Source organism: Trichocoleus sp. FACHB-591 (genome assembly GCF_014695845.1).
In the GTDB taxonomy this organism is placed as follows: domain Bacteria; phylum Cyanobacteriota; class Cyanobacteriia; order FACHB-46; family FACHB-46; genus Trichocoleus.
On record NZ_JACJPA010000022.1, the window covers coordinates 1 to 26,411 of the forward strand.

Sequence of the window (26,411 nt, forward strand, 5' to 3'; positions counted from 1 at the left end):
CGACGGGTAATCAGCATTTGACCCTTTACCAGGATAAATAAGCCCCGATGCGGATCTCGCTCTTGAATTAGTGTCTCTCCAGCCTGCACCATCACAGTTTGAGTGCGATCGCACTCAAACTGTGATGGTGCTTGAGAGCTGCTGAAACGGCTCCAATTTGAGTAGGTCTTCGATGCACAACTTGTGATTCACAATAGACCTCTTGCAGATTAGCTTCTTGAGAGGGTTGCCAGGGCTTTGAAAATGAGAAAAATCATGACATTACCATCGAAAAGCGTCCTGACGATGAACTACACGATAGCGCAAACTCTGTCCCCTAAGCACTTTAAGCGTCGTTTTGGGGTTCAACGAAGCACCTTTCGCCAGATAGTCAACACCCTCACCCCCTTGTGGCGGCCTGTTCCTGAACTAGGTGCTAAGCCCAAGCTAGGCATTGAGGCTCGGGTGCTGGTGGCGTTGGAGTATTGGCGAGAGTATCGCACCTACCTACTTCCACATTGGCAGCAGTTGCGGAAGATCGATCATCCGTGTAGTACCACATTGGTACTGAATCCTATCTCGGCAGCTTTGACGAACTTCGTAGGCGATCGCATTCACATCAGTACTCGGTTCAACATCTGCAACTTGAGCATTTGGCTCTTGTTCAGCTACAGCAGCTTCAGGCAAATCAATAATAGTTTGCCAGCGCAAATCCAGTTTTTGACAGATCTGCACGAAATAAAGGCGATCCACAGGCTTCCCTGCAAAGAATTTGGCGATCGGTTGACGGCTAATACCTAGTAGATTCGCTAACTGGCTCTGACTCCAAGCCTTATCAGTCAAAGCTAGTTTCGCCTGCTTAATTCCACTAGGTGATGCCCAGAGCCCTCGATTTCTCATAGTGTTGTCCAAAAACCAACCCGATTTTAACTGCTTAGATTAAAGCTAGACGATCTGGAAATAAAGTCATACAAAACTCATACACAAATCAAGCATTAAACATTTTTTCTCTTACTGCTTTCTTGAAGAAGCAGATGCAGAATGGAAAACGAAGTTAACCATAGACCTATTGATCCTAGGATAGGGGCTCAAAGCAGCAACTCCAACTAGCTGAAGCCGTCCTACGGTTTTTACTTCATTGGCATCCTAAGAGAGGATGTGACTGTAGCAGGTTAAGACCGGATACCAAACACTGCTTACTATGGGATGTAAAGATGTTTTCCAAGAGAACTTCTAGACTTTTAATTGTTGAGGATGACTTTGCCATCCGTAACTTGTTACAGCGCTTTTTAGGTCGGCAAAACTATTATACAGAGGCTGTTGCAGATGCTCAGACTGCATTAGCTACATTTGAAACATTTAATCCTGATTTAGTGATTTTGGATGTCATCTTACCCGACATGCTTGGCTTTAATGTCTGTGAGCGGATGAAACGCCAATGCAGCAATATTCCGGTCATCCTACTCACAAGCTTAACAGCCGTAGAAGAACAAATGACTGGACTACAATGGGCTGATGCATATATCACCAAGCCATTTGACCTACAACTTCTAGAGAAGCAGATTCAGGCAATTCTGCGCCTCTCTGAAACCTCCGTGACTCCTGTGAAATCACCTCATCTTGTGTTTGATGATCTAATCATTGATCCCATTCGTCGTGAGGTTCTTCGGAATCATCAGCCTGTTCCTCTAACCGCTCTAGAATTTGACTTGCTCTATTGTTTAGCCAAACAACCACAACAAGCTTGGAATCGTGAAAAACTCATTCAGGCAGTCTGGAAACATCAGTTTGTCGGAGATGGACGGGTGGTTGATGTTCACATTGGTCAAATCCGTAAAAAAATTGAGCCTGATCTAAAGCAACCAACTTTTATTCAAACTGTTCGAGGGTTCGGTTACAAATTCGCCCTCAATCCGCTAAAGACTTGTGAAGTCTGATGAGGAGTGATCTGGTGCAGACAGCGGTTCCTGTCGCTGTGGAATTTGAGGCAGATCACCGCATGGCCTATGCTGCGATCGCAGCGTTACGATTCCGATCGCTTCTCAATCATTCCCGTGGATTCACTTATTAAAGATTGATTGAAGTGTATAGAAACCAGAAAAGTTAGTAGATATACTAATTCCCCATGGACTGAATCTCGTCAGTTTCTTACCTTCTCTGGGAGGCACTCACTTTAGTCAACTGATCTCAGACAGGCGGAGTGAATTGAGAACTGAGATTCTTCGTCCGGCGACTTCTACACTTCTCGCTGATTCATCTCTATGCATTGGCTGAAACTCCTGAGTTCTTCTGTCCTCACCGTTGGTTTAGCAACTCTACTGGCCGATTCAGGGCCAGCACAAATCACCTCTGGTAGAGATGGAACACTCGTTAACCTAAGCGGTGGCACAATCAATATCACTGGAGGTACGCAGACAGGCAGCAACTTATTCCATAGCTTTGGTCAGTTCAGTGTAGATGCAGGACAAACCGCAAACTTCGTTGATCCTGGTGTACACAACATTCTAGGACGAGTTACAGGAGGAAACGCTTTCCTGATTAATGGAGTGCTCCAGGTAACCGGAGGCAATGCCAATCTCTACTTAATGAACCCGGCTGGCATTATTTTGGGTTCTAGAGCCAGCTTAGATGTATTAGGTTCCTTTACGGCCACTACTGCCAATGGCATTGGGTTTGAGGACAAATGGTTTAATGCGATCGCTTCTAACGACTATGCCAGTCTGATCGGCAATCCCACCAGCTTTGCGTTCACCATGAGCCAGCCAGGGGCGATCGTCAATGCAGGGAACCTAGTAGTTGGACAAGGACACAGTATTGCCTTATTGGGTGGCACCGTCATCAACATAGGAACCCTCACCGCACCAGGAGGCAAGGTCACTGTTGCAGCAGTTCCCGGTGAGAAGGTAGTCAACATCTCTCAAGATGGTAGCCTACTGAGTTTGTCATTGCCTGAAGCAACGGGTGAAACTGTTCAGCCTCTTCCTTTTACACCGCTGTCTCTACCTCAATTACTGACAGGCGGAAACCTGAGCAGCGCCACTGGCGTAACGGTTGAAAATGGGATTGTCCGCCTAGTTGGTTCTGGTATTCACATTGAAGCTGGCGATGTAGTTGCGACAGGTATTACAGCCCAAACAGCAACCTTGTCGGCGAGTAACAACTTAACGCTGCTAGAAAGTCAACTTTACACCACAGGAGCGTTAAATTTACTGGCTCAAAATACAGTGCAGATTTGAGACAGTGCAGCCAAGCCTGTCATTGTTGAAGCGGGCGGCAATCTTACCATTCAGGGCAATCAAGCGGTCGATATCTTAGCACTCAATCATGTTGACAGTCGCCTAGGTGTCGGTGGTGATCTGGTGTTGCGATCGAGTCAGACCATCAGCAGCGATGCTCACTACTTTACAGGTGGCCATCTCAAATTTCAGCAACTTGATGGCAATCCAGGGAATGTCTTTAGCTTCTACAACCCGATTATTCTGGCCGCAGGAGATGTCACGCTGGGCAACTACACAGGAGCTTCGCTGCATATTTTAGCGGGTGGTAGTGTCACCTTAGGAGATGTCGAAATCACTCAAGCAGGAGATGTCGCAACCACCATTAATCCGAATAACACCACTGCTTTCAATGCCACTCAAACCTTTGCTGATTTAGCAACAGTGACACGTGCCGATGGTAGCCCTCTGCAATACAACGGCACCCCTGTTTTAGATGGCAACAACACATTGCAGTGGATCAACCCAACCACACTCGTCATCGATGGTAGTGCTCGACCCACATTAGATGTTCGGGCTGGCATTGATTGGTCACAACTAGGCAGTGTTCCTGCGGTTTTAGGCGTGCCTACTGACATAGTTCAGCCAACCCCATTGTCCAACACTGCTTCTGCCAATCAGCCTGTTTTTGCAGCTCCAACGAGTGCCAACATTACCACTGGCAGAATTACAGTGAATCCCGGAACAGGCACCTCGGATTTTGGAGGTATGGTGTTGCTGACTAATCAGTATTTCCCTAACCCAGCTCTGGCAGGGGGTGAAATTCAAGTCAATGTTAATCCTACGAGCATAAACACCAGCATTGCGACCCCAGGTTTTCAAGGGAACCAAGTCATTGCGATCGACTCTCGCGGCAGTGTCACAATTGGTCCTGTTGATGGCACTGGCCGACCCGTTAGGCTTGGGGGAACCTTTCGGCCCGTACCGACCATAGATACATTTGGTAATTCAGTTGACATATTAGCAAGTGGCAGTATTACAACTGGAGATATTTCAACCACGGGTTATAGCCAATCTCCAGGCGGTGATAGTTCTGTGAAGCTTGTTTCCAACACTGGCAATATTCTTGTCAGCACCATTGATACTGGAGCCAATGGTATTGATGTGCAAGCGGCGGGTTCCTTTCAGGCGATCGGCCAAATTTCTCTTAGTGGTTTGGGCAGTGTCACTAACTTTACTAGCTTACGAACGAATCCGCAGCTTCGTAACTTTATTGAGAGTAAGCTTTCAGGCATTAGCTTGACTGATAGCCAGCTAGACAGCACTGTGCTTCTTGAGGGAGACAACCTTCGGGCTCTGCCAGTAAGTTTAATGGCGAGACCTAGCATTAGCAAACCCCAAGGAGCGGTGAATGCACCTGTCAGGATTCAATACGGGGAAGGCACACGAATTTCAACCGATAGATTTGATATTTATCCAGGGATTGATTTTTCTGAGGACAACCGCACTACTGGCTTAGTCGTGATTCAGGGAGATGCTGGCTTTAATGGGGGGCCTCAAACTACGACACTTGTTGATACGGCTGATCCATTCGTACAGAAACAGAGATCATCTGATGGAGAGACTTATACCCCTGTTGCCCCTATCACAGATTCTGATCAAGTTCTGAGTACCGCTAGCTCCCTCACCTTCAATGGAGAATATAAACCATTGACTTTTGCTTCAGAGAATTTTTCTGCCAACACCAGCGGTACAGTTGGCGCGATTGTGGTTGGAGCGGGTAGCAATGGTGAGTTTTATGGCTCTCCTCAGAGCCGAGTCTTTGCGCCTGTGCCAACACCTGATCCCGTAATCGTGACTCCCCCGCCTGTGATTGAGGGTGATCCTCTGGTTTCAGTACCGCAGCCTGACCCCACAGTCGTAATTCCCCCTCTAACGGAAGGTGATCTTCTTGGTTCTCCAAGACCAATATCCGATCGCCCAGTGGTGGTTCCCCAGCCTCAAGCTGAAGGCGATCGCCCTATTTCCCGCCCTGTTTCTCCAGGACCAATATCTGATCCTGCAACAGTGACTTCCCCACCTCAGGCTGAAGGTGACTCTCCTGTAGAGCGCCCTGTGACTTCACAAGAGGGACAGATTACGCAGTTACAAGTCAATGACCAAAGTTCTAACTGCATTTCACCGAGTGATATTGCTTCTGCTTCGGATGTCTCTAATGGCCGCGATCGCTCCAGTCGAGTCACCTTATCTACAAACGCAGACAGTCGCCCTTGCAATGCAATTGGTGGTAGCTCAATCACAACCCGTGATACCACAGCCGACGATGATGAGATTTTGAAATTGCTGGATGGAGGTGTGAGGTAGCACCTAGCCAATGGCTCAAGTTTTATCCCATTCAAAACATGAACCAGCAAACGGTAAAAGGAGACAAAAAAGGATTTGGGGAGGAGCGATCGCGGCTCTTTTATGCCTGTCAGTGTCTCCCTCCTTTGCAGTTAATTCTGTTCCCTCGTCACCATTGATTCCCAAGGCAAGTCAAAGTCGTCGGGCAGACCAGCTTTTGCAACAGGGCAATCAACAGTACCGATCAGGGAGACTGGAAGATGCGCTCAAGTCTTGGCAGGCAGCTCGTGCTCAGTATCAACAGCTGCAAGACCGTCAGGGAGAAGCATCAGCGCTAGCAAACATCGGTGCTACCTATGCCATGATGGAGCGCTATCGCGAAGCAGTAACCACTTTAGAAACATTACTCCCGATCGCCCAAGCTCTGAACCTCAGACAGGTTGAAGCAAAAGCTCAAAGCAATTTGGGACTGGCTTATGAGAATTTAGGCAATTACAGCAAAGCCATTACTGCTCACCGGAGTGCTGGAAAACTGATGCGGGCGTTGGGCGATCGCCAAGGGCTGGGGCAGGTGCTGCTCAATTTGGGCAATAGCTTTGAAGCGGTCGGAGACTACGACAGCGCCAAGAGTGCTTACAAGCAAAGCCTAAAGCTGGCTCAACAAACTAGCGATCGCTCAGGAGAAGCGATCGCTCAGAGCAATTTGGGTGCTCTTTATGCCAATTTAGGTCAATATGATGACGCGATCGCAGCTTTGGAGCGAGGGTTAAACCTGGCCAAAGCGACTGGCAATCAGTCTAGTCAAGCCAGCACTCTGATTAATCTCGGTGCTGTGTATCACTCCCAACAAGAAATTGAGAAGGCGCTTGGGTATTACCAGCAGAGTTTAGCCATTGCTCAACAGACCCAGCAACGCCAGCGTCAAGTAGAAGCTCTGGGAAGCCTGGGGATAGCTTATGCGGACAAGGGAGACTACCCCAAAGCCTTGAAATTTTTACAACAAGGTTTGAATTTAGCCAAAAGCCTTGATAGCCCTCAACTGGAAGGCAAAACTCTGAACAATCTGGGACACACCCTGCTTGAAGCAGGCAGGTTAGCAGAGGCAGAAACCCAGCTTCGGGCGGCGGTAAAGTTGCTAGATGACATCCGACCAGGGCTGAGCGATACCTATAAAGTTTCGATTTTTGATACTCAGGTTCAAACCTATAACCTGCTGCAACAAGTTTTGATTGCAGCGAAGCAACCAGAAGCAGCGCTAGAGATCTCTGAGCAAGGCCGAGCCCGCGCCTTTGTCGAACTCTTATCCCGCAGAGTTAGTCAGCAAAGTTATCAAAAGTCAGTCAAAAGTGATGAGTCAAGACCTACCATTGACCAACTCAAGCAAATTGCTCGGCAGCAGAACGCAACCCTCGTTGAGTATGCGATCGTTTTTGATGATGACTTCAAGTTTCAAGGCAAACAGCGTGGTCGAGAGCAAGACCTATATATCTGGGTAGTGAATCCATCCGGGCAGATCTCTTTTCGGCAAGTTGACCTCAAACCCCTCTGGCAACAAGACCTCACCCTCTCTCAACTGGTCAATGCGGGTCGGTGTCTGAACGGCAGCCCTGCCTGCGATCGCCTGATCCAATCGGTGAGCACAGAACTTAGCCCTGGCGATCGTAATAAACAATTGACATTCCCTGAAACCACACCACCGGATAGCTCGGTTATTCCTGACCCAGAAGATGAGAAGAATGCTGCCTTGCAACGGTTGCATAGCCTCTTGATTGAGCCGATCGCAGACCTGTTACCGACTGACCCCAATACCCGGACTATCTTTATTCCTCAGGAATCTCTCTTCCTGGTGCCGTTCCCCGCCTTACAAGATCAGAGTGGTCAATATCTGATTGAACGTCATACTATTCTGTCAGCTCCCGCGATCCAGGTGCTTGCCTTAACTCATCAGCAACGACAGCAAGTCCGGAAAAGTAGACAATCTTCTCCCCTGGTTGTAGGCAATCCTGTAATGCCAGTCGTTTCTGTTGCACTAGGACAACCCCCCGAGCAACTATCTCCCCTCCCCAATGCTGAAGAGGAAGCCCATAAGGTTGCTCAACTGCTCAATACGGTGGCCATTACAGGCAGTCAGGCAACGAAAATGTCGATTAAACAAAAGTTACCCCAGGCTCAAATCATTCATCTAGCGACACATGGCTTACTGGAATATGGCAGCCAAGGAGACTATGTATCTCTAGAAGGGATAGGCGTACCCGGTGCGATCGCCCTAGCTCCTTCAGGAGATGATAATGGGTTACTAACAGCGAGTGAGATTTTAGACTTGCAATTGCAGGCAGAGCTAGTGGTGCTAAGTGCTTGTGAAACGGGGCGAGGGCGTATTACTGGAGATGGGGTTGTGGGATTATCCCGTGCGTTTATCTCTGCTGGAGTACCCAGTGTGGTCGTTTCTCTGTAGGCCGTTCCGGATGATGCGACGGCACAGTTGATGGTTGCTTTCTATCAGAATTTGCAGCAGCACTCAGATAGGGCCCAGGCACTTCGACAAGCAATGCTAGCAACCATGAACGATCATCCCAGTCCCTTCGATTGGGCTGCGTTCACTTTAGTGGGCGAGGCACAATAGTTTAGGTTACCAAGGAAATAAGGGCAAGTTTTGCTGAAGGCAATCCAGCTATTCTTTTAATGATAACCCTTTCACCTTTTTAAGGAGTTTGTAGTATCCTCTTGACAGTTTGTAGTACACTGTATTATGTTTGTAGTGTGAGATAAAACAACCAAGTCAGCAGACTGTCAGCACACTCAGGCAATCTGTCATCTAGAGCAAATTTAGCGCCTAGAGCAACGTTGCTTTCTCTAACTCCTGCTGCAATCAGCAATCGCCAGAGGTGATGAGCAATGATACATATTCGATTTGAAGGGCGATCGCTCGACATCGCAGAAAATCAGTTGGGCATTACCACAGGCATGAATGATGTTGCCGTCAAAGAACGGGTTTCTCAACATCTAGATGTTCACACAAATCGACTCTCTGCTTATGTGGTCGATCGCCGCCCTAGTGGTGATTTAATCATCCGTCCTGAAGCTGTTTACGGCTAAACAATTTTTTCACTTCGTGCCCTGATCGAAAAAGCTTACATACTAGCTCAGTGGTAGAGCACTTTCCTGATAAGAAAGGTGTCGCAGGTACCGCTACGCGGAAGCAAGCTACAAATCCTGTCTATGAACAACAGCTTTTTTAACTTGTACGAAGTGACCTAATTCACTTACTTGATAAGTGCAGCTCACTCATTGGAGGTTGCAATGTCTGACAAAAACCTAACAATTTTGGAACAAGCCCTTGAGCAAGAGCAAGAAGTAGCCGGAACCATCATTTTGATCACTTAATTCACTTAGGAAAAAGGAAGCATGTAACATGACACGCGCCACGTTTGAACTGACAAAACCCCATATCAATATCGGGACGATCGGCCACGTTGACCACGGCAAGACAACTCTGACTGCTGCTATTACAGCAACACTAGCCGTTCTAGGTCAGGCAACACTGAAGGCCTACAACGAGATTGACGCCGCTCCCGAAGAGCAGCAACGGGGCATCACAATCAACACGGCGCATGTCGAGTATGAGACCGAACAGCGGCATTATACTCACATTGATTGTCCTGGACATGCGGACTACGTGAAGAACATGATTACCGGGGCGGCTCAAATGGATGGAGCTATTTTGCTGGTTTCAGCAGCCGATGGCTCGATGCCTCAGACTCGTGAGCATATCCTTTTAGCACGGCAGGTTGGCGTTCCCTACATGGTGGTCTTCATGAATAAGAAGGACATGGTAGAGGATAACGAAATTCTGGAGCTTGTTGAGTTAGAAGTTCGTGAACTGCTGACTAATTATGGTTTTCCAGGTGACGAAATTCCTGTGATTGCGGGGTCTGCTCTCAGAGCGCTAGAGGCAATGACAGTAAATCCCAACCTGCAAAGGGGTGAGAACCCGTGGGTTGATGGCATCTATGCCTTGATGGATGCTGTGGATACCTACATTCCCACGCCAGAGCGCCTCACTGAACAGCCTTTCTTGATGGCAGTCGAAGATGTCTTCTCCATCATGGGTCGGGGAACTGTAGCAACGGGCAAGATTGAGCGAGGTCGGGTTCGCCCTAACGATAAAATTCAAATCGTAGGGATTAAACCAACTCGCGATGCAATTGTCACTGACATTGAGATGTTTCAAAAGTCTCTCAAAGAAGGGGTTGCGGGTCTCAATGTAGGTGTCTTGCTACGGGGTATCCAAAAGGATGAAATTGAGCGGGGCATGGTGTTGGCAGCACCCAGTTCGATTACGCCTCATACTCGCTTTGAGTCCGAGGTCTATGTGCTCAAGAAGCAAGAAGGAGGTCGTCATAAGCCCTTCTTCCCTGGCTACAAGCCGCAGTTCTTTGTCCGCACGACCGATGTGACTGGAACCATTAGCGCCATTATCAACGGTGATGGTAGCGCACTGGAAATGGTGATGCCAGGCGATCGCGTCAAGATGGCAGTAGAACTCAAAGAAGCGATCGCGATTGAGCAAGGTATGCGGTTCGCTATTCGTGAGGGTAGCCGAACTGTGGGTGCAGGTGTGGTTTCTCACATCATTGCTTAGTCTCCTTCGGTTCAACTCAATCTATGCTATTAGTGGTCATTTGTCTGGCTACTAATAGCATCAACTATGACATTTGATTGGGTAATCATTGCCGCGCCCCAATCGCAGAAGCTTACATACTCTCCACCAAACCTAGGTGCGTATCTGGAGGGATACGCTGCAAGCCTGAGACCGATAGCAGGCAAAAACAGTGCTGAGAATTGAGCGCTAAGTGCTGAGGAAGCTCTTGGCATTTAGCATCTACAATCAGCCCTGACCTAGCTTCTGCAACTTGCGCGGTAATTATTTGCTCAATTTGATCAGAATTTTCTCTCTTTAACGCGATCGCTGCGCCCTGACGGGAAGAACTTACACACTTGATTCATCAACAAGTATCGTGAACTTTGTTCTTCCGATTTGCGCGGTTATCCTTTGCGGCGATCGCCTCCTGATGATTTACAAGGAGGATACGACCATGAACAACGATGAACGGGATCTACGGCTGGAAATGCTCAATAGCTTGCTCACCACTCCTCACCGCAAGCTGGAGCAAGTGGCAGAAATCCACCAATTATTTGTTGAGCTTGATCCCATCTTTTATGGGCATCTGGCGGTTTGGTATCAGCGGAATGGAGATGTGCGGGACCACAAAGAAGTGTTTGTCGCGCATCTGTTGACCAGCGACTTGACTGAACATCGAGATGCAGGATTCATCATGCTGCAAGAGTTTCCGCCTTACCAAGTGGCGCGGGTGGTGGACTTCATGAAGCAGCACCGGAATAAGTTGCCTCGTTCTGCTCGGACTGCGGTGCAGCGGTATCTGAAGGTGCGGGAAAGTAATCCTGCTCAGTTCGATCGCGCGGCTCTGCGGGGTCGGAAGGCGATGAAGCACCTGTATGCGTCGCTGCACATCAAGCCTAGTGAGCGGGCCAATGCCATTCTATTCCGTGACCAACCTCCTGTAGGTTCGCTGGCGGATGTGCTGAAGCAGCTTGCTAAGACTACTAGTGCGGCAGAACAGGCGCGGTTGATTGTGGAGTTTAATCTGCCCTATGCGATCGCCATTGGTGCAGTTAAGCAACTAACTCCTACGGTTCTGGTAGCGCTAATCAACAGTATGTCGCCTCAGGAAGTGATTAATAACCTCAAGTCGCTCATGGTGAGAGGGGCAATGGATCACCCAGAGGTGAAGGCGTTGATTGATGCCAAGCTGGATGAAGCCGCTAAGGGCACACGAGTTGCCGCATTTAAGGCACAGGTGGCCGCTGATGCAGCAGATTTCGATGAAGACACCGTGGCTCGGTTGGAGAAGGTGACGAATGAGCAGGTGAAGCGACGCGGTGTGATTACCCGTCCCACGGCTCTGTTTGTAGACAAGTCTGGTTCGATGGAGAATGCGATCGAGCTGGGTAAGCAGCTGGCAGCACTGATCTCTGGTATTACTGAAGCGGATCTGTTTGTCTATGCCTTCGATACGATGCCTTATCCTGTAATTGCACAGGGCAAGGAGTTGACTGACTGGGAGCGGGCGTTCCAGCACATCAAGGCGGGTAGCAGTACCAGTATTGGTTGTGCGCTGGAAGCCATGCGGAAGAAGCGTCAGATCGTTGACCAGATCATCATTGTGACGGATGAGGGTGAGAATGCTTCTCCTTACTTCCTGGAAGCTTATCTAAGCTACCAACGTGAGTTTGCTGTGATGCCCAATGTGGTGATTGTCCGGGTTGGAACTCACTACAACTACGTGGAACAGCAACTTAAGCAGAAGCAGCTTCCTGTAGAAACGTTCACATTTGCAGGAGACTACTACAGTCTGCCCAACCTGGTACCTCTCCTGACACGCCCTTCTCGTCTGGATCTACTGATGGAGATCCTAGACACGGCGCTACCTGTGCGATCGGATAAGTGAGGTTAAAATGAAGCATTGCTTGCTAGGAATCTAGTGAGCATTGCTTAGTTCAACATTAAAATCTTTATATGCGGAATTTATTTCGAGGATACTACAGACCTACAAAGGAGGAATTTGATAGCCTCTGGAGTAATTGTATTTTCTCATTTGATACCAACATTCTTTTGCATGTTTACCGCTACACGCCTAAAGCCAGGGAAAGACTTTTTGACATCCTTGATAAACTACAGGAACGGATTTGGTTGCCTTACCAAGTTGCATATGAGTATCAGGAGGAACGCTTAAACGTAATTTCACAGCAATTAAAACCATATAGTGAATTGCAGAAGTCATTAGATGATCATCTTGCAAAATTTAACGGAATACTTGAGAAATATAGCAAGCGGCATTCTTTTAATGATTTTGTTGATGTCAGACAGCTAGTAAGGACTATTGAGAGAGCTTACAAAAGAGCCAAAAAAGATTTAGCCAACTCATACTCAAATTATCCCAACTTGCTAGAGCAGGACGATTTTCGAGAAGGGCTTACAAATTTATTTGAAGGTAGAGTAGGCCAACCCTACTCAGAAGAAAATCTATCAAAGTTTTATAAAGAATCGGAAAGGCGTTTTAAGGAGAAACACCCTCCAGGTTACATGGATGCTGAAGGTAATAACAAGAAGGAGCCACCAGAATGTTATGGCGATGTAATTATTTGGTTTCAGTTAATTGATTATGCGAGGGAGCAAAAAAAACCTTTAATCTTTGTAACAGATGATCAGAAAGAAGATTGGTGACTAAAGCGTCAAGGGAAAGTTCTTGGCCCACGGCCTGAATTAATCCAAGAGATGATTGTAAAAGCTAACGTCTCATTCTATCTGTACACAGGCGACAGATTTCTAGATGAGGCTGGTAATTTCCTCAACTTGCCTAGCGAACCAGCAATTGTTGAAGAGGCAAGAGATATTAGATCCCAAAATGAAGTACAGCAGTCTGAAAGTCTTAACAGTCAACTACATCCCTTAAGTGCTCAAGACGAATTGCAAAATCAGCAGATTCTGGAGCAGGCTAGACAAAATTACCACCGTATTCAGCAGATTACGGCAGAAATTATGCAAAGTGCTTTCGATCCAAGGGATAGACTACGAGCACAAGAAATGCTGTTGCAAGCTGAGCAACAATTACAAAAAGCCAGCATACATATAAGAGAAGTACTACTACAGGCTGAACAAAAACTGAAAGATTCATCACGAAAATTTTGAGTAATGAAGTTCTCTCTGGATATGCTCTAGCTACTTCTAGTACACAAGCTGTAGTGTGAATTTAAGTGATCGCTTTGGTGGAGTAGCAAGGATAAGTGACGTGGAAAGAGCATAGTTGTGCAAGCGAGAAGTAACGTGAAACTTTGGGCAGAAAATTACTCTACTAGCATTCTCCGCTTACCGAAAACTGGACGGCATATTATTGCTCAGTATGATGAAACCTCCGTTGTGGTGTATCAGGCATATCGTCCGGCGATCGCTCACTTTGCCCTTGAACATAGTTACTTTGGTGGTGAATTTAGCCTCAATCGCATGAGTTGGATTAAGCCTAACTTCTTGTGGATGATGTACCGTTCTGGCTGGGGCACCAAGGTAGGGCAGGAAGTCATCCTAGCAATTCGGATCAAGCGATCGGCGTTTGATACGCTGCTGGCAGAAGCCGTTCATTCCAGCTTTGTTCCAGAGGTTTACTCCAGTGAAGCGGAGTGGAAACAAGCCGTTGCTCAATCCTCAGTTCGGTTGCAGTGGGACCCGGATCATCATCCTTCCGGTGCCAAGCTAGAGCGCCGCGCGATTCAATTAGGATTACGAGGTGAAATGCTAGCCCAATATGCCCGTGATTGGATTGTCAGTATTGAGGATATGTCCCCGTTTGTTCGAGAGCAATATCCATTTGTTCAGGCTGGAAATTGGGCGCAACTGATCGTTCCCAGTGAGTCAGTTTATCCTCTAGCTGATTTAGAGACTGCGAAACGGCTTCAGCTATCAACCGTTGAAGCAATAGTTTAATGGAGCAATTATGATGAGCGGTGTAAAGATGTAGGTGATGTGAGCGATCGCCCTAGACAATCCGAAATTACTATTGTAGTATTTGTAGTATGAGTTAAATCACTATCTCCTGCGTGCCCTAACCTTTAGAGCCTACATACTGAGTACGAGAGGAACGGTAACGCTGCCCTAGCGCAGTGGGCGTTTGTGAACGAGGAGTGCCAAGAACCTGGGAGGTCGGCTTAAAAGTAGCCATCCTTAAAAGAGTGTGTAACAACTCACCAGCGGAGTCCCTTTAGTAACTGAGAAAACGCAATCATGCTCTGCCAACTTGCACGCAGGAGATTGATTAATTGAAGGAGCAACCATGACCATTTATTTTTACGTCGAACGCGAAAAGCCCTACGGTTGCTTCTCCAATTTCTCAGCACATGGCTTCATGTTGGACGATTTGTATTGGGCGACAAGTGAGCATTACTTTCAAGCGCAAAAGTTTATTGGTACTCCTTACTTAGAAAAGGTAAGACAGACCAAAACACCCAAAGATGCAGCAAATATGGGTCGCGATCGCACGCTTCCTCTTCGTCCTGATTGGAAACAGGTGAAGGATGACGTGATGCGAAAAGCAGTCTTGCAAAAGTTTAAAACCCATGCAGACATTCGAGACATCTTGCTATCAACCGGAAATGAAGTGCTAGTGGAAAACTCCCCGGTTGATTACTACTGGGGCTGTGGCAAAGATGGCAGCGGCAAAAACCAGTTAGGACAGATTTTGATGGCAGTGCGCGAAACTTTGCGGGGCAATGTAGAGATGTAGGAGGATAAAAGAGAATGCAGTGCGAACTATGGTTAAAGTCATTACCATCAATATTCTTTTCGACTTAACAGAATGGCAGCAACGTCGAGACTTGCTAGTGCGTGGATTAGCAGCAGAGCAAGCTGACCTGATCGCTTTGCAAGAAGTCAAATTACCTGAAGATACAAGTGCTTGGTTAGCAGAACAATTGAGCATGCCTTATGTATATTTGGTTCCTAAAACCAGCAATGCAGAACAGCAGGCGCACGATGGAATTGCAATTCTCAGCCGTCACCCCTTTGCCGAGCAGAAAATGCTGGCTTTGCAGGGGCAGCGACGAGTAGCTCAATGTGTTGAGGTCAGGATTGATGGACAGCCTTTGTTTTTTTGCAACGGGCACTATTATTGGTATCCTGGCTCTCACCCTCAAAGAGATATCCAAGTGCAGCAAGTTCTGGATTGGTTAGGGAAACTGCCACCAGACCTACCGATTGTTGCGGTCGGAGATTTTAACGGCACACCAGACGCTCCAGCGATCGCCCTGATGCTACAGCGCTTTACGTCTGCTTATGCCACACATCACGGTCATGAGCCAGAATATACCTGCCCCACTCCCTTGGTGCGCCGTAATTGGCAAAAAGTACTCTGGCACGCCTTGCGAAATTTATACTTTAATCGCACGCTTCGTCCTTGGCGGGGTACTTTAGACTACATTTTCGTCAATCGGGCTGTGCAAGTACAAAATTGCCAACTGATTCTTAACCAACCTGCTCCGAACAGCCGTACTCTCTATCCCTCCGATCATTTTGGCCTGATGGCTGACCTGAAGATTTAGACTTAAACTTTTATGGATATCCGCGCTCTCCTTAACCAAATCGCTAGTGCTGAAGTGCAACTGCACACCACTCAATTTCTTGCGCCTTGCGTCAAAGGTGGGAAAGTTCAGACGCGGGTTGCTGGTATGGTTTATACGTTGGCCCCTCAGCCCCGCCAATTTGAGGGTTGGGGTCTCTTTCAACCTGTCGATCAACAAACTGCCACTTTAATTGCAGAGGCCGATCTCCCTGACATTGCCGCTTATCTCCAGCATTTTTCTGCCCTTCGTCTGCGATTGGTCTATCGTTTTCACAACCAAACTTGGTTAGCCTATCCAGTCAACGAAGCAGATATGCGCCAACGGTTCAAAACCGTTAGACCTGTGCTTGTGCATTTGGTAATAGAAGGAGACGCCTTTGAGCAGATTATCGCTCGTTGGAATGGAGCTTCTTGCTGGTTTGAGGAGATCGATCGCCGTGATGATCCTGCGATAGCGGAAATTCTACAATCCAATCTCAAACAACTGGTTCCGGTTGAAGAATTACAGTTTAAGGGCATTACGCCAGAAATGCGATCGCTCTACGATCTAGTTGCTCAACGCACGGAAGGATTTGCCCAGCCCCAACAAGATGAAAAGCGTCTACGTCAAGCCCTCAAACTCGGTGGCGGTGAACTGCATCAGTTCCAAGACAGAGGAGACTACTGGACAGTCGATTGGACCACATCGGATGGCGTTCGTCATACTAGTGCGATCGCCAAAGATGACCTGACCGTGGTGAGTTCTGGCATTTGCTTAAGCGGACGCGATCGCGACTTTGACTTGCAATCGTTAGTGGGTGTGATGGAACACCAGGAGTGGTGAGCGTATGAGCATCTTTTTTCACGAACAGCTTTACCGAACCGATACGGTAATGGCAAAGCTCAAAGAGTTTCCTGTGACTATCTGTGGTGCAGGAGCATTGGGCGCGAATCTAACCGAGAATCTAGCTCGTGCAGGCTTTGACACGCTCAAAGTGATCGATCGCGATCGCATCGAAGAACGAAACCTCTCAACTCAGCCCTACTACCGTTCGGATGTCGGTGCATTCAAAGCCAAGATTTTGGCAAATAATCTGTATCGGGCGATCGGGACAAAGGTAGAAGCAGAAACCAAAGAACTCACTGCAACAAATGTGACTCAACTCCTTAAAGAGAGTGGATTGATTGTTGACGTATTTGATAACAGCACCTCTCGCCAAGCCGTGAAGGACTACAGCGCTCGCACCCGAACTCCGTGCCTTCATGCTGGACTTGCTACGGACTATGCAGAAGTGATCTGGAATGATGCTTATCGAGTTCCGTCCGATGTTAATGATGATGTTTGTGATTATCCACTCGCACGTAATTTGGTAGTGCTAACAGTGGCTGTGACATGTGAGGCGATCGTTTCTTTTGTTGCGACAGGAGAACAACGTCATTTCACGATTACTTTGAAAGACTTGAGTGTTCAATCTCTCAATCTGTAGTATTGAATCAGGCGAAAATTAGCACAATGGGATCATCCTTTAGCTGTGACAGGTTATGAGAAAAAGAGAGCACTCTCAGTAGATCGAAAATTTTTCAAGAAAAGGATAGGGTCAGGCTAGAAGTATTTAAAGTTAGCCATGACCTCTATCCCATCTTCATCATCTACAACTCCTGCTCTCACTGACGAAACCACTCTCGAAGCCGCCCGCAATTGTCTACTCGCCCATGTAGCTCTTGATATGTAGGGAGGTTACAACCTCCAAGAAGTATTCGAACTGCCGCTACGCGCTGCCAGTCTAGGCGATCGCTCCACTTCAACCTAAGACATCCTGCATGAATCATGAGGGATGTGCCAGTTCGTAGTTGAGCAAGCCAGCAATCAGGTTTATGCGCAGGCCAAACCGCCTTCTACGATTGCGATAACGTCCTGAAAAAATGCGGAAGATCTTGAGGCGGCGAATCACATGCTCCACTCTCACCCGCAGTCAAGCTAAAACTTGATTATGCTGCTTTTCCTCTTTAGCTAAAGGCTGCTGGTGTCCTTTCTCGGTGGGAGTGCAAGCCCCACGATGACGTTTGGCAAATCCTTGGTATCCTCGGTCAGCTAAACACAACTGGGACGAGACAAAAGGCAAGCGACTGCGCTTGAGCGCTTTAAAATCATGCGTCCTGCCCGTATCGACAGCGGTACAAATGATTTGTTCGCTTTCCCACTCCACGACCAACTGCGCTTTTAGCGTGTGGCAGCGCTGCTTACCGCTGTAGTAGTGCTGCTGTTTTTTTGGGGCGTTCAATCTCTACCTCACCGACATCACTTCCCCTCCCAGCCAGGTTGATAGCCCTATGTAGCTACATTAGGACGCTATTCTAGAGGGAGAGAAGCGTTGGGAACAACCATGCCTGCTCTTACAGCTATGACCTGCGACAAAATGCGATTGAAGCTTTTCAGAGTGGAGAAAGCAAAAGCGATGTCTGTCAGATGTTCAACCTCAGTCGCAATACCCTAGACCTGTGGCTCAAACGACAAGAAGAAACAGGGGATTATCAAGCGATTACCCATTTCCAGCAGGGTTGCCGCATAAGATTACCGACTGGCAGCGCTTTGAGGCTTTCGTCCAACAGCACGGGGGTAAAACGCAATGGAAGATGGCCCAGTTGTGGGGAGATAACGTGACGCAGCAGAATATCAGTGATGCGCTGAGGAAGCTGGAGTTAAGTCGTAAAAAAAAACTTACGGCTGCCGAGAACGCGACGAACTCAAGCGTCAAGGGTTTGAGGAGCGATTGAAGCGCAAGGAGCCTCATCAGATTGTCTATGTCGATGAAGCAGGCATCGACAATCGAGAGGATTATCCCTATGGCTACTGTGAGATTGGTCAACGCTTCTATGCGCTCAAGTCGGGTAAGCGGACCGAGTGAGTCAGCTGGGTTGCCGCTTTGAAAGCGGGGCGTCTGTTTGCACCTATGACGTTTGCGGGTGCTTGTAATCGAGGCTTGTTTGAGATGTGGTTGACGCAGTGCTTAGTGCCGCAACTGCAACTAGGGGATGTGGTTGTGATGGACAATGCCAGTTTTCATCATTCCCAGAGCATTGAGGAAGTTGTGACAGCAGCAGGCTGCGAGATTTGGTATCTGCCTCCTTATTCTCCAGATTTGAACTCGATTGAGCACTGGTGGTTTGTGCTGAAGAATTGGATGCGACAGCGATGGGATGAGTTTGACAACTTTCGTAATTGTGTGGATGCTGCTTTCAAGCAATTTCCCAAGGTGCATCCGTAGGGCCATAGTACCTTAATTCATGCTCCTAAAGATGTCAAATGGGTTCTATAGAGCGATCGCCGCTGAAGAGCAGCTAATGAAAAGGGCATTGCTTGGGCTGTGAGTCACTAAGAGCAGACGGAATGGAGGAGGGTTGATCGCTGCTTCCTCGCTTCCAAGGTGCAGGCTGTTGAAAAAAATTGGGTTTGAGGCAAACATCTTGCATCTCTTGGTGAAACACCTGCATTGTAGAAGCAGACATTGGCGGCACGATTCTTCCCCAATCCGCAGGCACGATGCGTCCAGCCTCGGCTTCTCGCTGCCAGTGCTGCATAAACTGGGCAGACGCGGTATGATGATCGACGATCTTGACCCCACAGACGGTAAATGAATGCAAAACCGCTCGATTCAGTTCAACAAGCGCCTGATCTTTCCACAGCGATAGTTTTGAGCCCGTATTTAGCCCCATTCGTTGAGCGATCGCAGGTAATAGGTTGTATCGCTGCTCATCTCCAAAATTTCGGGCACCAATTTCAGTGCTCATATACCAACCGTTAAAGGGGGCGCAGGAATAGGAGATACCGCCAATCTCTAATCGCCAGTTTGCAAGGGCGGGAAGCGCATGCCATTTGAGTCCGAGTTCGGCAAACCACTCATAGTCAGGATGCACAATTGGGACTTCCATCACCGCTGCTTTTGGAAGTTCAAACCACTGAGGCCTTTGTCCTGGCATCTGAATGACCAATGGTAAGACATCAAATGGAGTTCCTTGCCCTTTCCAACCAAAGCGGTGACACAGCTCGGTGAATTCCGCTTGCTCAGGATCACCAATGATTGAGCCATCTGGTTGACGATATCCCGCATAGCGAATTAGTTGTGAATTCCAAATACGAATCCCAGGTTGTCCCGGTGCAACGGGTGCAAAAATGCTAATGGTGGAACGAATGTTGCCGCCATTGGTTGCCTGATAAAGATGATCGACGATCGCCTCAAAGATTTCCTCTGTGGTGGCGAGATGGCGCAGATCTCGCACGTTGAACGTTTCCCAAAAGATCCGTCCAATACAACCTGTGCTATTGCGCCAAGCCACTTTTGCCCCGTAAACCAGCTCCTCCTCGGTCTGCCAGTAAGTGTGCGATCGCCGATACTCACGATAAATTTCTGCAAGTCGCTCCTGCAACTGCGACTCTGGCAGCAACTGTTCTTGATATAACAATGGGAGATAGTCGATCGCCTCTAGCAACAGGGTTGGCAATGACTCTGCCTTTGCAACTTGTTCCCAAGTTTGATTATTGTTGAGTTTCATGAGGGTATGAGAGCTATCAATAGCTAAGACAGATTCTTTTCAACGATCGCTGATTCTTTTTCCATGAAATTAATTGAGCATTACAACCCTGCGGCCAACTGATAGCGCCAGTTCAAGGCACGAGGTTTGACATAGGGTTGAGGAACAAAGACAGTTTCGTAAGTTTCTTCAGGTGATTGGAAACGCCAATTTAAAGCATGAGGCTTAACATAGGGCTGGGGCGCAGTCGGGGTGTAAGGGTAGATGTGTCCACGACAAATAAGATGCATAATTTTATCTCCTGAACTGCAACAGACTGAGCTATGTTTTGTTCCAACATTAAGGGGTATAAGCAGCACCGCGGTAAATCAGTTGCGGCCTTGCTATAGTTCTAGGAAGGGAAGTAATTTGAGGCAATTGGTTAGTCATAGAGTGCTGGCTGCCAATCCCATGAGGCATGAGTTGGTACTGATTACTCTGATATGGATTACCTCGATAGATGAGTGTGACTGGAGTAACGCTCATCGGTTGAGATGGAACAGCCTGAGCGATTTCGTAGCCAACACCGCGATAGCGAAGTTTCATAAGTTGATGTCCTGCAAACAACAAGTCAAATCGTCAGCTTCCTTAGAAAGTATCTTTGTGGCTGAGTTGTCTCTGTGATTGTGTTAAAACTTGTTACTTTTGAGGCGTGGAACCTACACTTAGCAAAGTTTCATCCTTAACAAGCAACAACCCGGTTGAGAACTGCTATGTCTCTACCCTAAAAAATTGATTCGTTATTTTCTTCTGGAGAACGTCTTGAATCGCGCCTCAACGAATTGAGGATGCTTGCTCAGACTTTCGTTTAGGTGTAAGTAGATATTCCTATAACTTTCGACCTACCTCAGATGAGTGACTCATAACGAAAGTGAGATGGTGTATGGCAGGAACTGGAGTATTAATAGGAGATAATTTCGCTGAAGCCCTACCATGATTGCTCTCCAACGCTCGCTCAAACCCCAACTAAATCCTTTTCGGTTTCTGCTTTATGCGGAATGGGTGATGATTGCTACCTGCTTCTCTTTCGCCATCATGGAGTCTTTTGGGGAGAATCAAGTACCTGTTCAACACGTTCTTGTTCTTGCGGTCCTAAGCGTGATGGCAGCAATTTTGCCCGGTGGTAAACTGTCTTACAAATTGCTTTATGTGGGTATCGAAATTGGCTTGATTTTCTACGGGGCAACGTTGGGTTACCTGCATGTATTACCAACGCTGTATCTAATCGTTCTAATTCAAAGTTGTTTTCTATTTAAGCCACTCATGCGATGGATAGTGGCGGGATTAAGTTTTTTGCTGTTTCTGGTGCATCAGGTGCGCTATGTCCAAAACATTACCTTACTGGTGGAGCCCAGCGATCGCCATCTGTTCTGGATGCATCTGATTGCAGAAACATTGATGTTTGGGTTGGGTTTGTTCTTTGTATTGAAATTAGTCAGCACTTTACTTTCAGAGCGACAGGCCAAGGAAGCGTTGGCAGCAGCGCATGAACAGTTGAGACAATATGCGTTGCAGATTGAAGAGTTGGCAGCGTTACAGGAACGGAACCATATTGCCCGCGAAATTCATGACTCTCTGGGACATACACTGACGGCACAAAACATTCAATTACAAACTGCTGCCAAACTCTGGCAACGCGATCCAGATCAGGCCCATACATTTTTGCAACAGGCACAGCAGTTGGCAGCCACAGCAATGCAGGAGGTCAGGCGATCGGTTAGAGCATTACGCGAGGATGCAGAAGCACCACCCTTGGAGGAAGCGATCGCTCACTTAGCAAAAGATTTTCAACAGGGTACGGGTGTTGCGATCTCAACCTCAATCAAGGGGCAAACCGTCATCTGTCCCAGAATGGGCAAGACGCTCCATCGGATTGTGCAGGAAGCGTTAACCAACATTAGAAAACATGCCCAAGCGACCCAAGTCAACATTCAACTGAGTACCACTGCGACCGATGTGAATTTAGTGATTGAAGATAATGGCCAGGGATTTGATCCAAACCAACGAAGCAACGGATTTGGATTGCAGGGAATGCAAGAACGAGTCGCAGCCATTAACGGGACTCTGCAACTGGAAACAAAACCGGAAAACGGATGTCGCATTATCGTCAAACTTCCTTTGCAAAATCATCTTGAACAGCACGAGAGGCATCCCGGTGAGAGAATAGAAATTTCACCCTAAGGGGTTAAGCTCGCGATCGCAGATAGCGACAAACTAGACCCGAAGAGATTTTCTGAGTAAGGACTAAAGAGTTTGAATTGGCTATTGTGACGGGCACTGAAACGCTGGGAGGGCACAGTGAGCGGAACACAGATTGAATCAGGCGCAGCAACCCCTACTTCCCCAATTCGTCTACTACTAGTGGACGATCAGCCCCTGATCATCCAGGGCTTAAAGACTCTGCTGGAGCTGGAATCTGACTTGTGCGTGGTTGCGACTGCTAGCAATGGCGAAATCGCGGTTCAGCAGGTTGCCGCTTTGCAGCCTGACCTGGTTTTGATGGATGTGCGAATGCCTGTAATGGATGGGCGGGCTGCAACACGAACCATCTGTCAACAGTTTCCAGAGGTAAAAGTTCTGGTGCTGAGTACATTTGATGATGACGAGTATATCTCTGACTCCATTCGAGCGGGTGCTAAAGGTTACTTACTCAAAGATATGCCATCCGATGAGTTAGTACAGGCAATTCGGCTTGCTCACCGGGGCTACACTCAGATGGCACCAGGGTTAATAGAAAAGGTGATGGCAATCCGATCCGAAGCCGAGGTGTCAGAACCAAGCTCCCCCGATTTAGAATCACTGACCCCAAGAGAACAAGATGTACTGCGATTGATTGGAGATGGCTCGACGAATCGAGAAATTGCTGAACAACTCTTTATTGCTGAAGGCACTGTGAAAACCCATGTCACTCACTTATTTGATCGCTTAAACTTGCGAAATCGTGCCCAGCTTGCAATCTACGCTAACTCCGTTTATCGAAACTCCCAAATGAATTGAAATGATCTCAACTGCCACCGATCAACTGTAGGTTACCTCACAAATTCCTGAAATAGTTTCATTACCTTTTGAGCACTTGAGGCAGGCACTAATTTGCGAGTAATGGCAGCCAGAAAGCTGGCTGCTTCCAAGCTTAAATGTTAAAACCGGGCTTTGCCCCTACTATTGTGGGCAATGCAGTAGTTCTATCAACTTTCAATGCTAATTTCTAATAGAATTGAGATTATTCCAACTCCTTAGACGAATAGATTGCGCCATGCCGACGTATCGATCTAGAACCTCCACTCAGGGACGCAATATGGCCGGTGCCCGTGCGCTTTGGCGCGCCACTGGAATGCAGAGCGAGGATTTCGAGAAGCCTATTATTGCAGTTGCCAACTCCTTTACCCAATTCGTCCCAGGACATGTGCACCTGAAGGATCTCGGTCAGTTGGTGTGCCGTGAGATTGAAGCCGCTGGTGGAGTTGCCAAAGAATTCAACACGATTGCCGTAGACGATGGCATCGCCATGGGGCATGACGGCATGCTCTACAGCTTGCCCTCACGCGAGATCATCGCGGATTCGGTCGAGTACATGGTGAATGCCCATTGTGCGGATGCGCTGGTTTGCATTTCCAACTGCGACAAGATCACTCCCGGCATGTTGATGGCTGCCCTGCGTCTTAATATTCCTGCTGTATTCGTCTCCGGCGGACCGATGGAGGCGGGTAAGACGAAACTTGCAGAGCACAAGCTGGACCTGGTAGACGCGATGGTGGCTGCCGCCAACGACAAGCTCAGCGATGAGGTGGTCGAGGAGTATGAGCGTTCTGCCTGCCCGACCTGTGGCTCCTGCTCTGGCATGTTCACCGCTAATTCTATGAATTGCCTCACCGAGGCGATCGGTCTTTCCTTACCCGGAAACGGCACCGTGCTGGCGACCCATTTCGACCGCAAGGATCTGTTCCTTAACGCTGCGAGAACAATTGTGAGCATCACTCGCCGCTACTACGAGCAAAACGATGAATCGGTCCTACCACGAGCGATCGCCAGCTTCCAAGCGTTTGAGAATGCCATGATGCTAGATATCGCCATGGGTGGTTCGACCAACACCATTCTGCACCTGCTGGCGGCTGCCCAGGAAGCGGGTGTCAACTTCACCATGACCGACATCGATCGCCTCTCGCGCCAAGTGCCCCAACTTTGCAAAGTCGCCCCGAATACTCCCCAGTATCATGTGGAGGATGTGCATCGGGCAGGTGGTATCCCTGGGATTCTTGGCGAACTGGATCGGGCTGGCCTCCTGCACACGGACGTACCAACGGTTCACAGTCCAACGCTTAAGGAAGCCCTCGATCGCTGGGATGTGATGCGCAACGATGACGAAGCGATTCATACCTTCTTCAAGGCGGGTCCGGCGGGAATTCCGACTCAGCAAGCGTTCAGTCAATCGACGCGTTGGCCTTCCCTTGACCTGGATCGGGAGAACGGCTGTATCCGCAGCAACGAACATGCCTACAGCAGCGAGGGTGGCTTAGGGGTGCTCTACGGTAACCTGGCCGAGCGCGGTTGTATTGTGAAGACAGCAGGGGTGGACGAAAGCATTCTGGTGTTCGAAGGCAGGGCACGCATTTATGAAAGTCAGGATGCTGCTGTCAAGGGAATTCTCAGCGATGAAGTGGAAGCAGGGGATGTAGTGATCATTCGCTATGAAGGTCCGCGCGGAGGTCCTGGGATGCAGGAAATGCTCTATCCCACGAGCTACCTGAAATCGAAGGGGCTAGGTAAGATGTGTGCCCTATTGACCGACGGTCGCTTCTCCGGTGGGACTTCAGGCCTCTCGATTGGTCATGTCTCCCCAGAGGCGGCAGCAGGCGGCAACATTGCTTTGGTGCAAGAGGGCGATCGCATTTTGATTGACATCCCCAATCGCAGCATCCAGGTCGATTTATCGGCAGAGGAACTAGCCGAGCGTCGGGCTGCTATGGAGGCAAAGGGGAAAGATGCCTGGAAGCCTGCACAACCTCGGCAGCGGCGGGTGACAGCAGCACTCAAGGCGTATGCCCTGCTGGCAACTAGTGCGGATCAAGGCGCAGTCCGAAACCTGGCATTACTCGAGTAGAGAAATACGCAGACACAAAAACGGGGATTGTGTTGCAAAAACGGTTAGTAGTATCGCCAATCCAGATGTCAGTGGCATGCAGGTTCGGGCCAGTATCTCCCTAGTAATGGCTTTCCTCAAGAGCTAGATATTAATCGGATTTATTCAGATTAATATCTAGCTCTTGCCCTGGCCTTGATTCTGAGGGAGCGGCTGATGCATCACAACTCATGGTAAAACTGTTTGCTGGCACCAATATCAGCAATCCGAAAATGGACATGGTCAATCAGGCGACCTCGGGCTCAAGCTGCTCATCCCAGAAGGCGGCTTCTATCTTATGTCCATCCGGATCACGCACAAAGCAGCCGTAATACGGCTCACTATATTCGGGTCTGCCACCGGGGGCACCATCGTCTTTGCCACCTGCTACTAATGCTGCCTCATAGAAGGCGTGAACAGCTTCTTTTGTAGGAGCGATAAAACCGATGTGGGTGCCATTACCAACCGTTGCAGGCTGTCCATCAAATGGAGTTCCCACCCAAAATTCGGGGTACTGTTTGCCATAGGCAATCGCCCCCGGATGCTCCATCAACCGCTTGCAGCCCAACGCCGGCAACACAGCGTCATAGAAGGCGACTGCTCGTTCAAAGTCATTAGTGCCGATGGAGACGTGTGAGAGGATGCTGGGATTGTTATCCATATCTGAACTTTCCATGAGTTAAATTGAACGTGAAGACGTTAGAGCTGAACTTCGTGCAATCGACGCTCCAGGAAGCGGCGCTCACTGTCATTTGTAACCAGTTCCAGTGCTCGTCTGTAGCTCTGGGCTGCTTCCTGGAACGCTCCGATCCGCCGCAATAAATCCGCATGGGTAGCGTGGAACAGATGATATAGCTGTCGCCACAAGAGTTAGGACGCGGCTTCCTTGAGGACTGTCTCCATCGCTTCACGCAAACTAGTAGCGCTGCGTCGTTGTTTGCGAATGCGGCCCTTTAACCATGCCCAACACTTTTCGATACGATTCAGGTCTGGTGAATAGGGTGGCAAGTAGACCACTTG

The 26,411-nt window shown here is 48.4% G+C and carries 24 protein-coding genes, 1 tRNA gene, 2 pseudogenes and 1 other annotated feature; of the genes and pseudogenes, 20 read left to right on the plus strand and 7 right to left on the minus strand.

Going from position 1 to position 26,411, the window contains the following annotated elements; all coding sequences use genetic code 11:
* The first annotated feature begins 255 nt into the window (after positions 1–255).
* From H6F90_RS03260 to H6F90_RS03340, 16 genes and pseudogenes are all read left to right on the plus strand, one after another.
* Positions 256–780: a hypothetical protein gene (locus tag H6F90_RS03260; RefSeq protein ID WP_190550184.1), complete on the plus strand. Its 525-nt coding sequence runs from the start codon at positions 256–258 to the stop codon at positions 778–780.
* A gap of 413 nt (positions 781–1,193) precedes the next feature.
* Positions 1,194–1,916, plus strand: a complete 723-nt coding sequence (locus tag H6F90_RS03265; RefSeq protein WP_190550186.1) for a response regulator transcription factor — start codon at positions 1,194–1,196, stop codon at positions 1,914–1,916.
* 324 nt (positions 1,917–2,240) lie between these two features.
* Positions 2,241–3,215: a filamentous hemagglutinin N-terminal domain-containing protein gene (locus tag H6F90_RS03270; protein WP_190550188.1), complete on the plus strand. Its 975-nt coding sequence runs from the start codon at positions 2,241–2,243 to the stop codon at positions 3,213–3,215.
* A gap of 123 nt (positions 3,216–3,338) precedes the next feature.
* A complete protein-coding gene (locus tag H6F90_RS03275; RefSeq protein WP_190550190.1) occupies positions 3,339–5,558 on the plus strand; it encodes a hypothetical protein in 2,220 nt (739 codons plus the stop codon).
* Positions 5,559–5,670: 112 nt separating this feature from the next.
* Positions 5,671–8,160: pseudogene (locus tag H6F90_RS29965) on the plus strand (CHAT domain-containing protein).
* Between the two features lie 272 nt (positions 8,161–8,432).
* Positions 8,433–8,633, plus strand: a complete 201-nt coding sequence (locus H6F90_RS03290; RefSeq protein WP_190550192.1) for a hypothetical protein — start codon at positions 8,433–8,435, stop codon at positions 8,631–8,633.
* Between the two features lie 38 nt (positions 8,634–8,671).
* Positions 8,672–8,760: transfer RNA gene (locus H6F90_RS03295), tRNA-Ile, on the plus strand.
* 189 nt (positions 8,761–8,949) lie between these two features.
* Positions 8,950–10,179, plus strand: coding sequence for an elongation factor Tu (gene tuf / locus H6F90_RS03300; protein WP_190550194.1), 1,230 nt, complete (start codon positions 8,950–8,952; stop codon positions 10,177–10,179).
* Positions 10,180–10,633: 454 nt separating this feature from the next.
* Entirely contained in the window at positions 10,634–12,067 is a 1,434-nt protein-coding gene (locus H6F90_RS03305) for a VWA domain-containing protein (RefSeq protein WP_190550196.1), read from the plus strand.
* Positions 12,068–12,135: 68 nt separating this feature from the next.
* A complete protein-coding gene (locus H6F90_RS03310) occupies positions 12,136–12,843 on the plus strand; it encodes a PIN domain-containing protein (protein WP_190550198.1) in 708 nt (235 codons plus the stop codon).
* A 51-nt stretch (positions 12,844–12,894) separates the two neighbouring features.
* A complete protein-coding gene (locus tag H6F90_RS03315; protein WP_190550200.1) occupies positions 12,895–13,308 on the plus strand; it encodes a hypothetical protein in 414 nt (137 codons plus the stop codon).
* 135 nt (positions 13,309–13,443) lie between these two features.
* A complete protein-coding gene (locus H6F90_RS03320) occupies positions 13,444–14,097 on the plus strand; it encodes a DUF4291 family protein (protein ID WP_190550202.1) in 654 nt (217 codons plus the stop codon).
* A gap of 208 nt (positions 14,098–14,305) precedes the next feature.
* Positions 14,306–14,361, plus strand: a sequence feature (23S ribosomal RNA rRNA prediction is too short).
* A gap of 82 nt (positions 14,362–14,443) precedes the next feature.
* Complete coding sequence (locus H6F90_RS03325) at positions 14,444–14,893, plus strand: NADAR family protein (RefSeq protein WP_190550204.1); 450 nt, start codon at positions 14,444–14,446, stop codon at positions 14,891–14,893.
* A 28-nt stretch (positions 14,894–14,921) separates the two neighbouring features.
* Entirely contained in the window at positions 14,922–15,707 is a 786-nt protein-coding gene (locus H6F90_RS03330) for an endonuclease/exonuclease/phosphatase family protein (RefSeq protein ID WP_190550206.1), read from the plus strand.
* Positions 15,708–15,719: 12 nt separating this feature from the next.
* Positions 15,720–16,550 carry a hypothetical protein gene (locus tag H6F90_RS03335; protein ID WP_190550208.1) on the plus strand — a complete coding sequence of 277 codons (831 nt, stop codon included), beginning with the start codon at positions 15,720–15,722 and terminating at the stop codon, positions 16,548–16,550.
* 4 nt (positions 16,551–16,554) lie between these two features.
* Positions 16,555–17,193 (plus strand): ThiF family adenylyltransferase, encoded by a 639-nt coding sequence (locus H6F90_RS03340; protein ID WP_190550210.1) that lies wholly within the window; start codon positions 16,555–16,557, stop codon positions 17,191–17,193.
* 486 nt (positions 17,194–17,679) lie between these two features.
* Here the strand turns inward: H6F90_RS03340 and H6F90_RS03345 are convergent, their stop codons facing one another.
* Positions 17,680–17,988 carry a transposase family protein gene (locus tag H6F90_RS03345; RefSeq protein WP_190550213.1) on the minus strand — a complete coding sequence of 103 codons (309 nt, stop codon included), beginning with the start codon at positions 17,986–17,988 and terminating at the stop codon, positions 17,680–17,682.
* Between the two features lie 125 nt (positions 17,989–18,113).
* On the opposite strand from H6F90_RS03345, the pseudogene H6F90_RS03350 reads away from it, so the two are divergent.
* A pseudogene (locus tag H6F90_RS03350) lies at positions 18,114–18,972 on the plus strand (IS630 family transposase).
* Positions 18,973–19,045: 73 nt separating this feature from the next.
* Here the strand turns inward: H6F90_RS03350 and H6F90_RS03355 are convergent.
* The 3 genes from H6F90_RS03355 to H6F90_RS03365 form a co-directional block, all read right to left on the minus strand.
* Complete coding sequence (locus tag H6F90_RS03355) at positions 19,046–20,257, minus strand: nitric oxide synthase oxygenase (RefSeq protein ID WP_190550215.1); 1,212 nt, start codon at positions 20,255–20,257, stop codon at positions 19,046–19,048.
* A gap of 80 nt (positions 20,258–20,337) precedes the next feature.
* Complete coding sequence (locus H6F90_RS03360; RefSeq protein ID WP_190550217.1) at positions 20,338–20,526, minus strand: hypothetical protein; 189 nt, start codon at positions 20,524–20,526, stop codon at positions 20,338–20,340.
* A gap of 49 nt (positions 20,527–20,575) precedes the next feature.
* Positions 20,576–20,821: a DUF4278 domain-containing protein gene (locus H6F90_RS03365; protein WP_190550219.1), complete on the minus strand. Its 246-nt coding sequence runs from the start codon at positions 20,819–20,821 to the stop codon at positions 20,576–20,578.
* Positions 20,822–21,208: 387 nt separating this feature from the next.
* Between H6F90_RS03365 and H6F90_RS03370 the strand changes: the two genes are divergently transcribed.
* The 3 genes from H6F90_RS03370 to ilvD all read left to right on the plus strand — a co-directional run bounded on the left by H6F90_RS03370 (position 21,209) and on the right by ilvD (position 25,373).
* On the plus strand, positions 21,209–22,456 hold the full coding sequence (locus H6F90_RS03370; RefSeq protein WP_190550221.1) for a sensor histidine kinase: 1,248 nt from the start codon (positions 21,209–21,211) through the stop codon (positions 22,454–22,456).
* A gap of 117 nt (positions 22,457–22,573) precedes the next feature.
* The gene (locus H6F90_RS03375; protein WP_370587934.1) at positions 22,574–23,272 is read left to right on the plus strand and encodes a response regulator; all 699 of its coding nucleotides are present in this window, start codon (positions 22,574–22,576) and stop codon (positions 23,270–23,272) included.
* A 256-nt stretch (positions 23,273–23,528) separates the two neighbouring features.
* The gene (gene ilvD / locus H6F90_RS03380; RefSeq protein WP_190550223.1) at positions 23,529–25,373 is read left to right on the plus strand and encodes a dihydroxy-acid dehydratase; all 1,845 of its coding nucleotides are present in this window, start codon (positions 23,529–23,531) and stop codon (positions 25,371–25,373) included.
* A gap of 265 nt (positions 25,374–25,638) precedes the next feature.
* On the opposite strand, the gene H6F90_RS03385 is transcribed toward ilvD, so the two are convergent.
* The 3 genes from H6F90_RS03385 to H6F90_RS03395 form a co-directional block, all read right to left on the minus strand.
* Positions 25,639–26,067: a VOC family protein gene (locus tag H6F90_RS03385; RefSeq protein ID WP_242024313.1), complete on the minus strand. Its 429-nt coding sequence runs from the start codon at positions 26,065–26,067 to the stop codon at positions 25,639–25,641.
* A gap of 23 nt (positions 26,068–26,090) precedes the next feature.
* Positions 26,091–26,258, minus strand: coding sequence for a hypothetical protein (locus H6F90_RS03390; protein ID WP_242024314.1), 168 nt, complete (start codon positions 26,256–26,258; stop codon positions 26,091–26,093).
* Between the two features lie 3 nt (positions 26,259–26,261).
* Positions 26,262–26,411, minus strand: a 150-nt coding sequence (locus H6F90_RS03395; protein ID WP_190550225.1) for a transposase, incomplete at its 5' end; no start/stop codon positions are given.

Bases quoted from the DNA above. Each gene is read 5' to 3' on its own strand.
- H6F90_RS03330 (WP_190550206.1), top strand. From the start codon at position 14,922: ATGGTTAAAGTCATTACCATCAATATTCTTTTCGACTTAACAGAATGG.
- H6F90_RS03340 (WP_190550210.1), top strand. From the start codon at position 16,555: ATGAGCATCTTTTTTCACGAACAGCTTTACCGAACCGATACGGTAATG.
- H6F90_RS03370 (WP_190550221.1), top strand. From the start codon at position 21,209: ATGATTGCTCTCCAACGCTCGCTCAAACCCCAACTAAATCCTTTTCGG.
- H6F90_RS03335 (WP_190550208.1), top strand. From the start codon at position 15,720: ATGGATATCCGCGCTCTCCTTAACCAAATCGCTAGTGCTGAAGTGCAA.
- ilvD (WP_190550223.1), top strand. From the start codon at position 23,529: ATGCCGACGTATCGATCTAGAACCTCCACTCAGGGACGCAATATGGCC.
- H6F90_RS03360 (WP_190550217.1), bottom strand. From the start codon at position 20,526: ATGCATCTTATTTGTCGTGGACACATCTACCCTTACACCCCGACTGCG.
- H6F90_RS03355 (WP_190550215.1), bottom strand. From the start codon at position 20,257: ATGAAACTCAACAATAATCAAACTTGGGAACAAGTTGCAAAGGCAGAG.
- H6F90_RS03310 (WP_190550198.1), top strand. From the start codon at position 12,136: ATGCGGAATTTATTTCGAGGATACTACAGACCTACAAAGGAGGAATTT.
- tuf (WP_190550194.1), top strand. From the start codon at position 8,950: ATGACACGCGCCACGTTTGAACTGACAAAACCCCATATCAATATCGGG.
- H6F90_RS03270 (WP_190550188.1), top strand. From the start codon at position 2,241: ATGCATTGGCTGAAACTCCTGAGTTCTTCTGTCCTCACCGTTGGTTTA.
- H6F90_RS03260 (WP_190550184.1), top strand. From the start codon at position 256: ATGACATTACCATCGAAAAGCGTCCTGACGATGAACTACACGATAGCG.
- H6F90_RS03265 (WP_190550186.1), top strand. From the start codon at position 1,194: ATGTTTTCCAAGAGAACTTCTAGACTTTTAATTGTTGAGGATGACTTT.
- H6F90_RS03325 (WP_190550204.1), top strand. From the start codon at position 14,444: ATGACCATTTATTTTTACGTCGAACGCGAAAAGCCCTACGGTTGCTTC.
- H6F90_RS03365 (WP_190550219.1), bottom strand. From the start codon at position 20,821: ATGAAACTTCGCTATCGCGGTGTTGGCTACGAAATCGCTCAGGCTGTT.
- H6F90_RS03290 (WP_190550192.1), top strand. From the start codon at position 8,433: ATGATACATATTCGATTTGAAGGGCGATCGCTCGACATCGCAGAAAAT.
- H6F90_RS03305 (WP_190550196.1), top strand. From the start codon at position 10,634: ATGAACAACGATGAACGGGATCTACGGCTGGAAATGCTCAATAGCTTG.
- H6F90_RS03385 (WP_242024313.1), bottom strand. From the start codon at position 26,067: ATGGAAAGTTCAGATATGGATAACAATCCCAGCATCCTCTCACACGTC.
- H6F90_RS03315 (WP_190550200.1), top strand. From the start codon at position 12,895: ATGATTGTAAAAGCTAACGTCTCATTCTATCTGTACACAGGCGACAGA.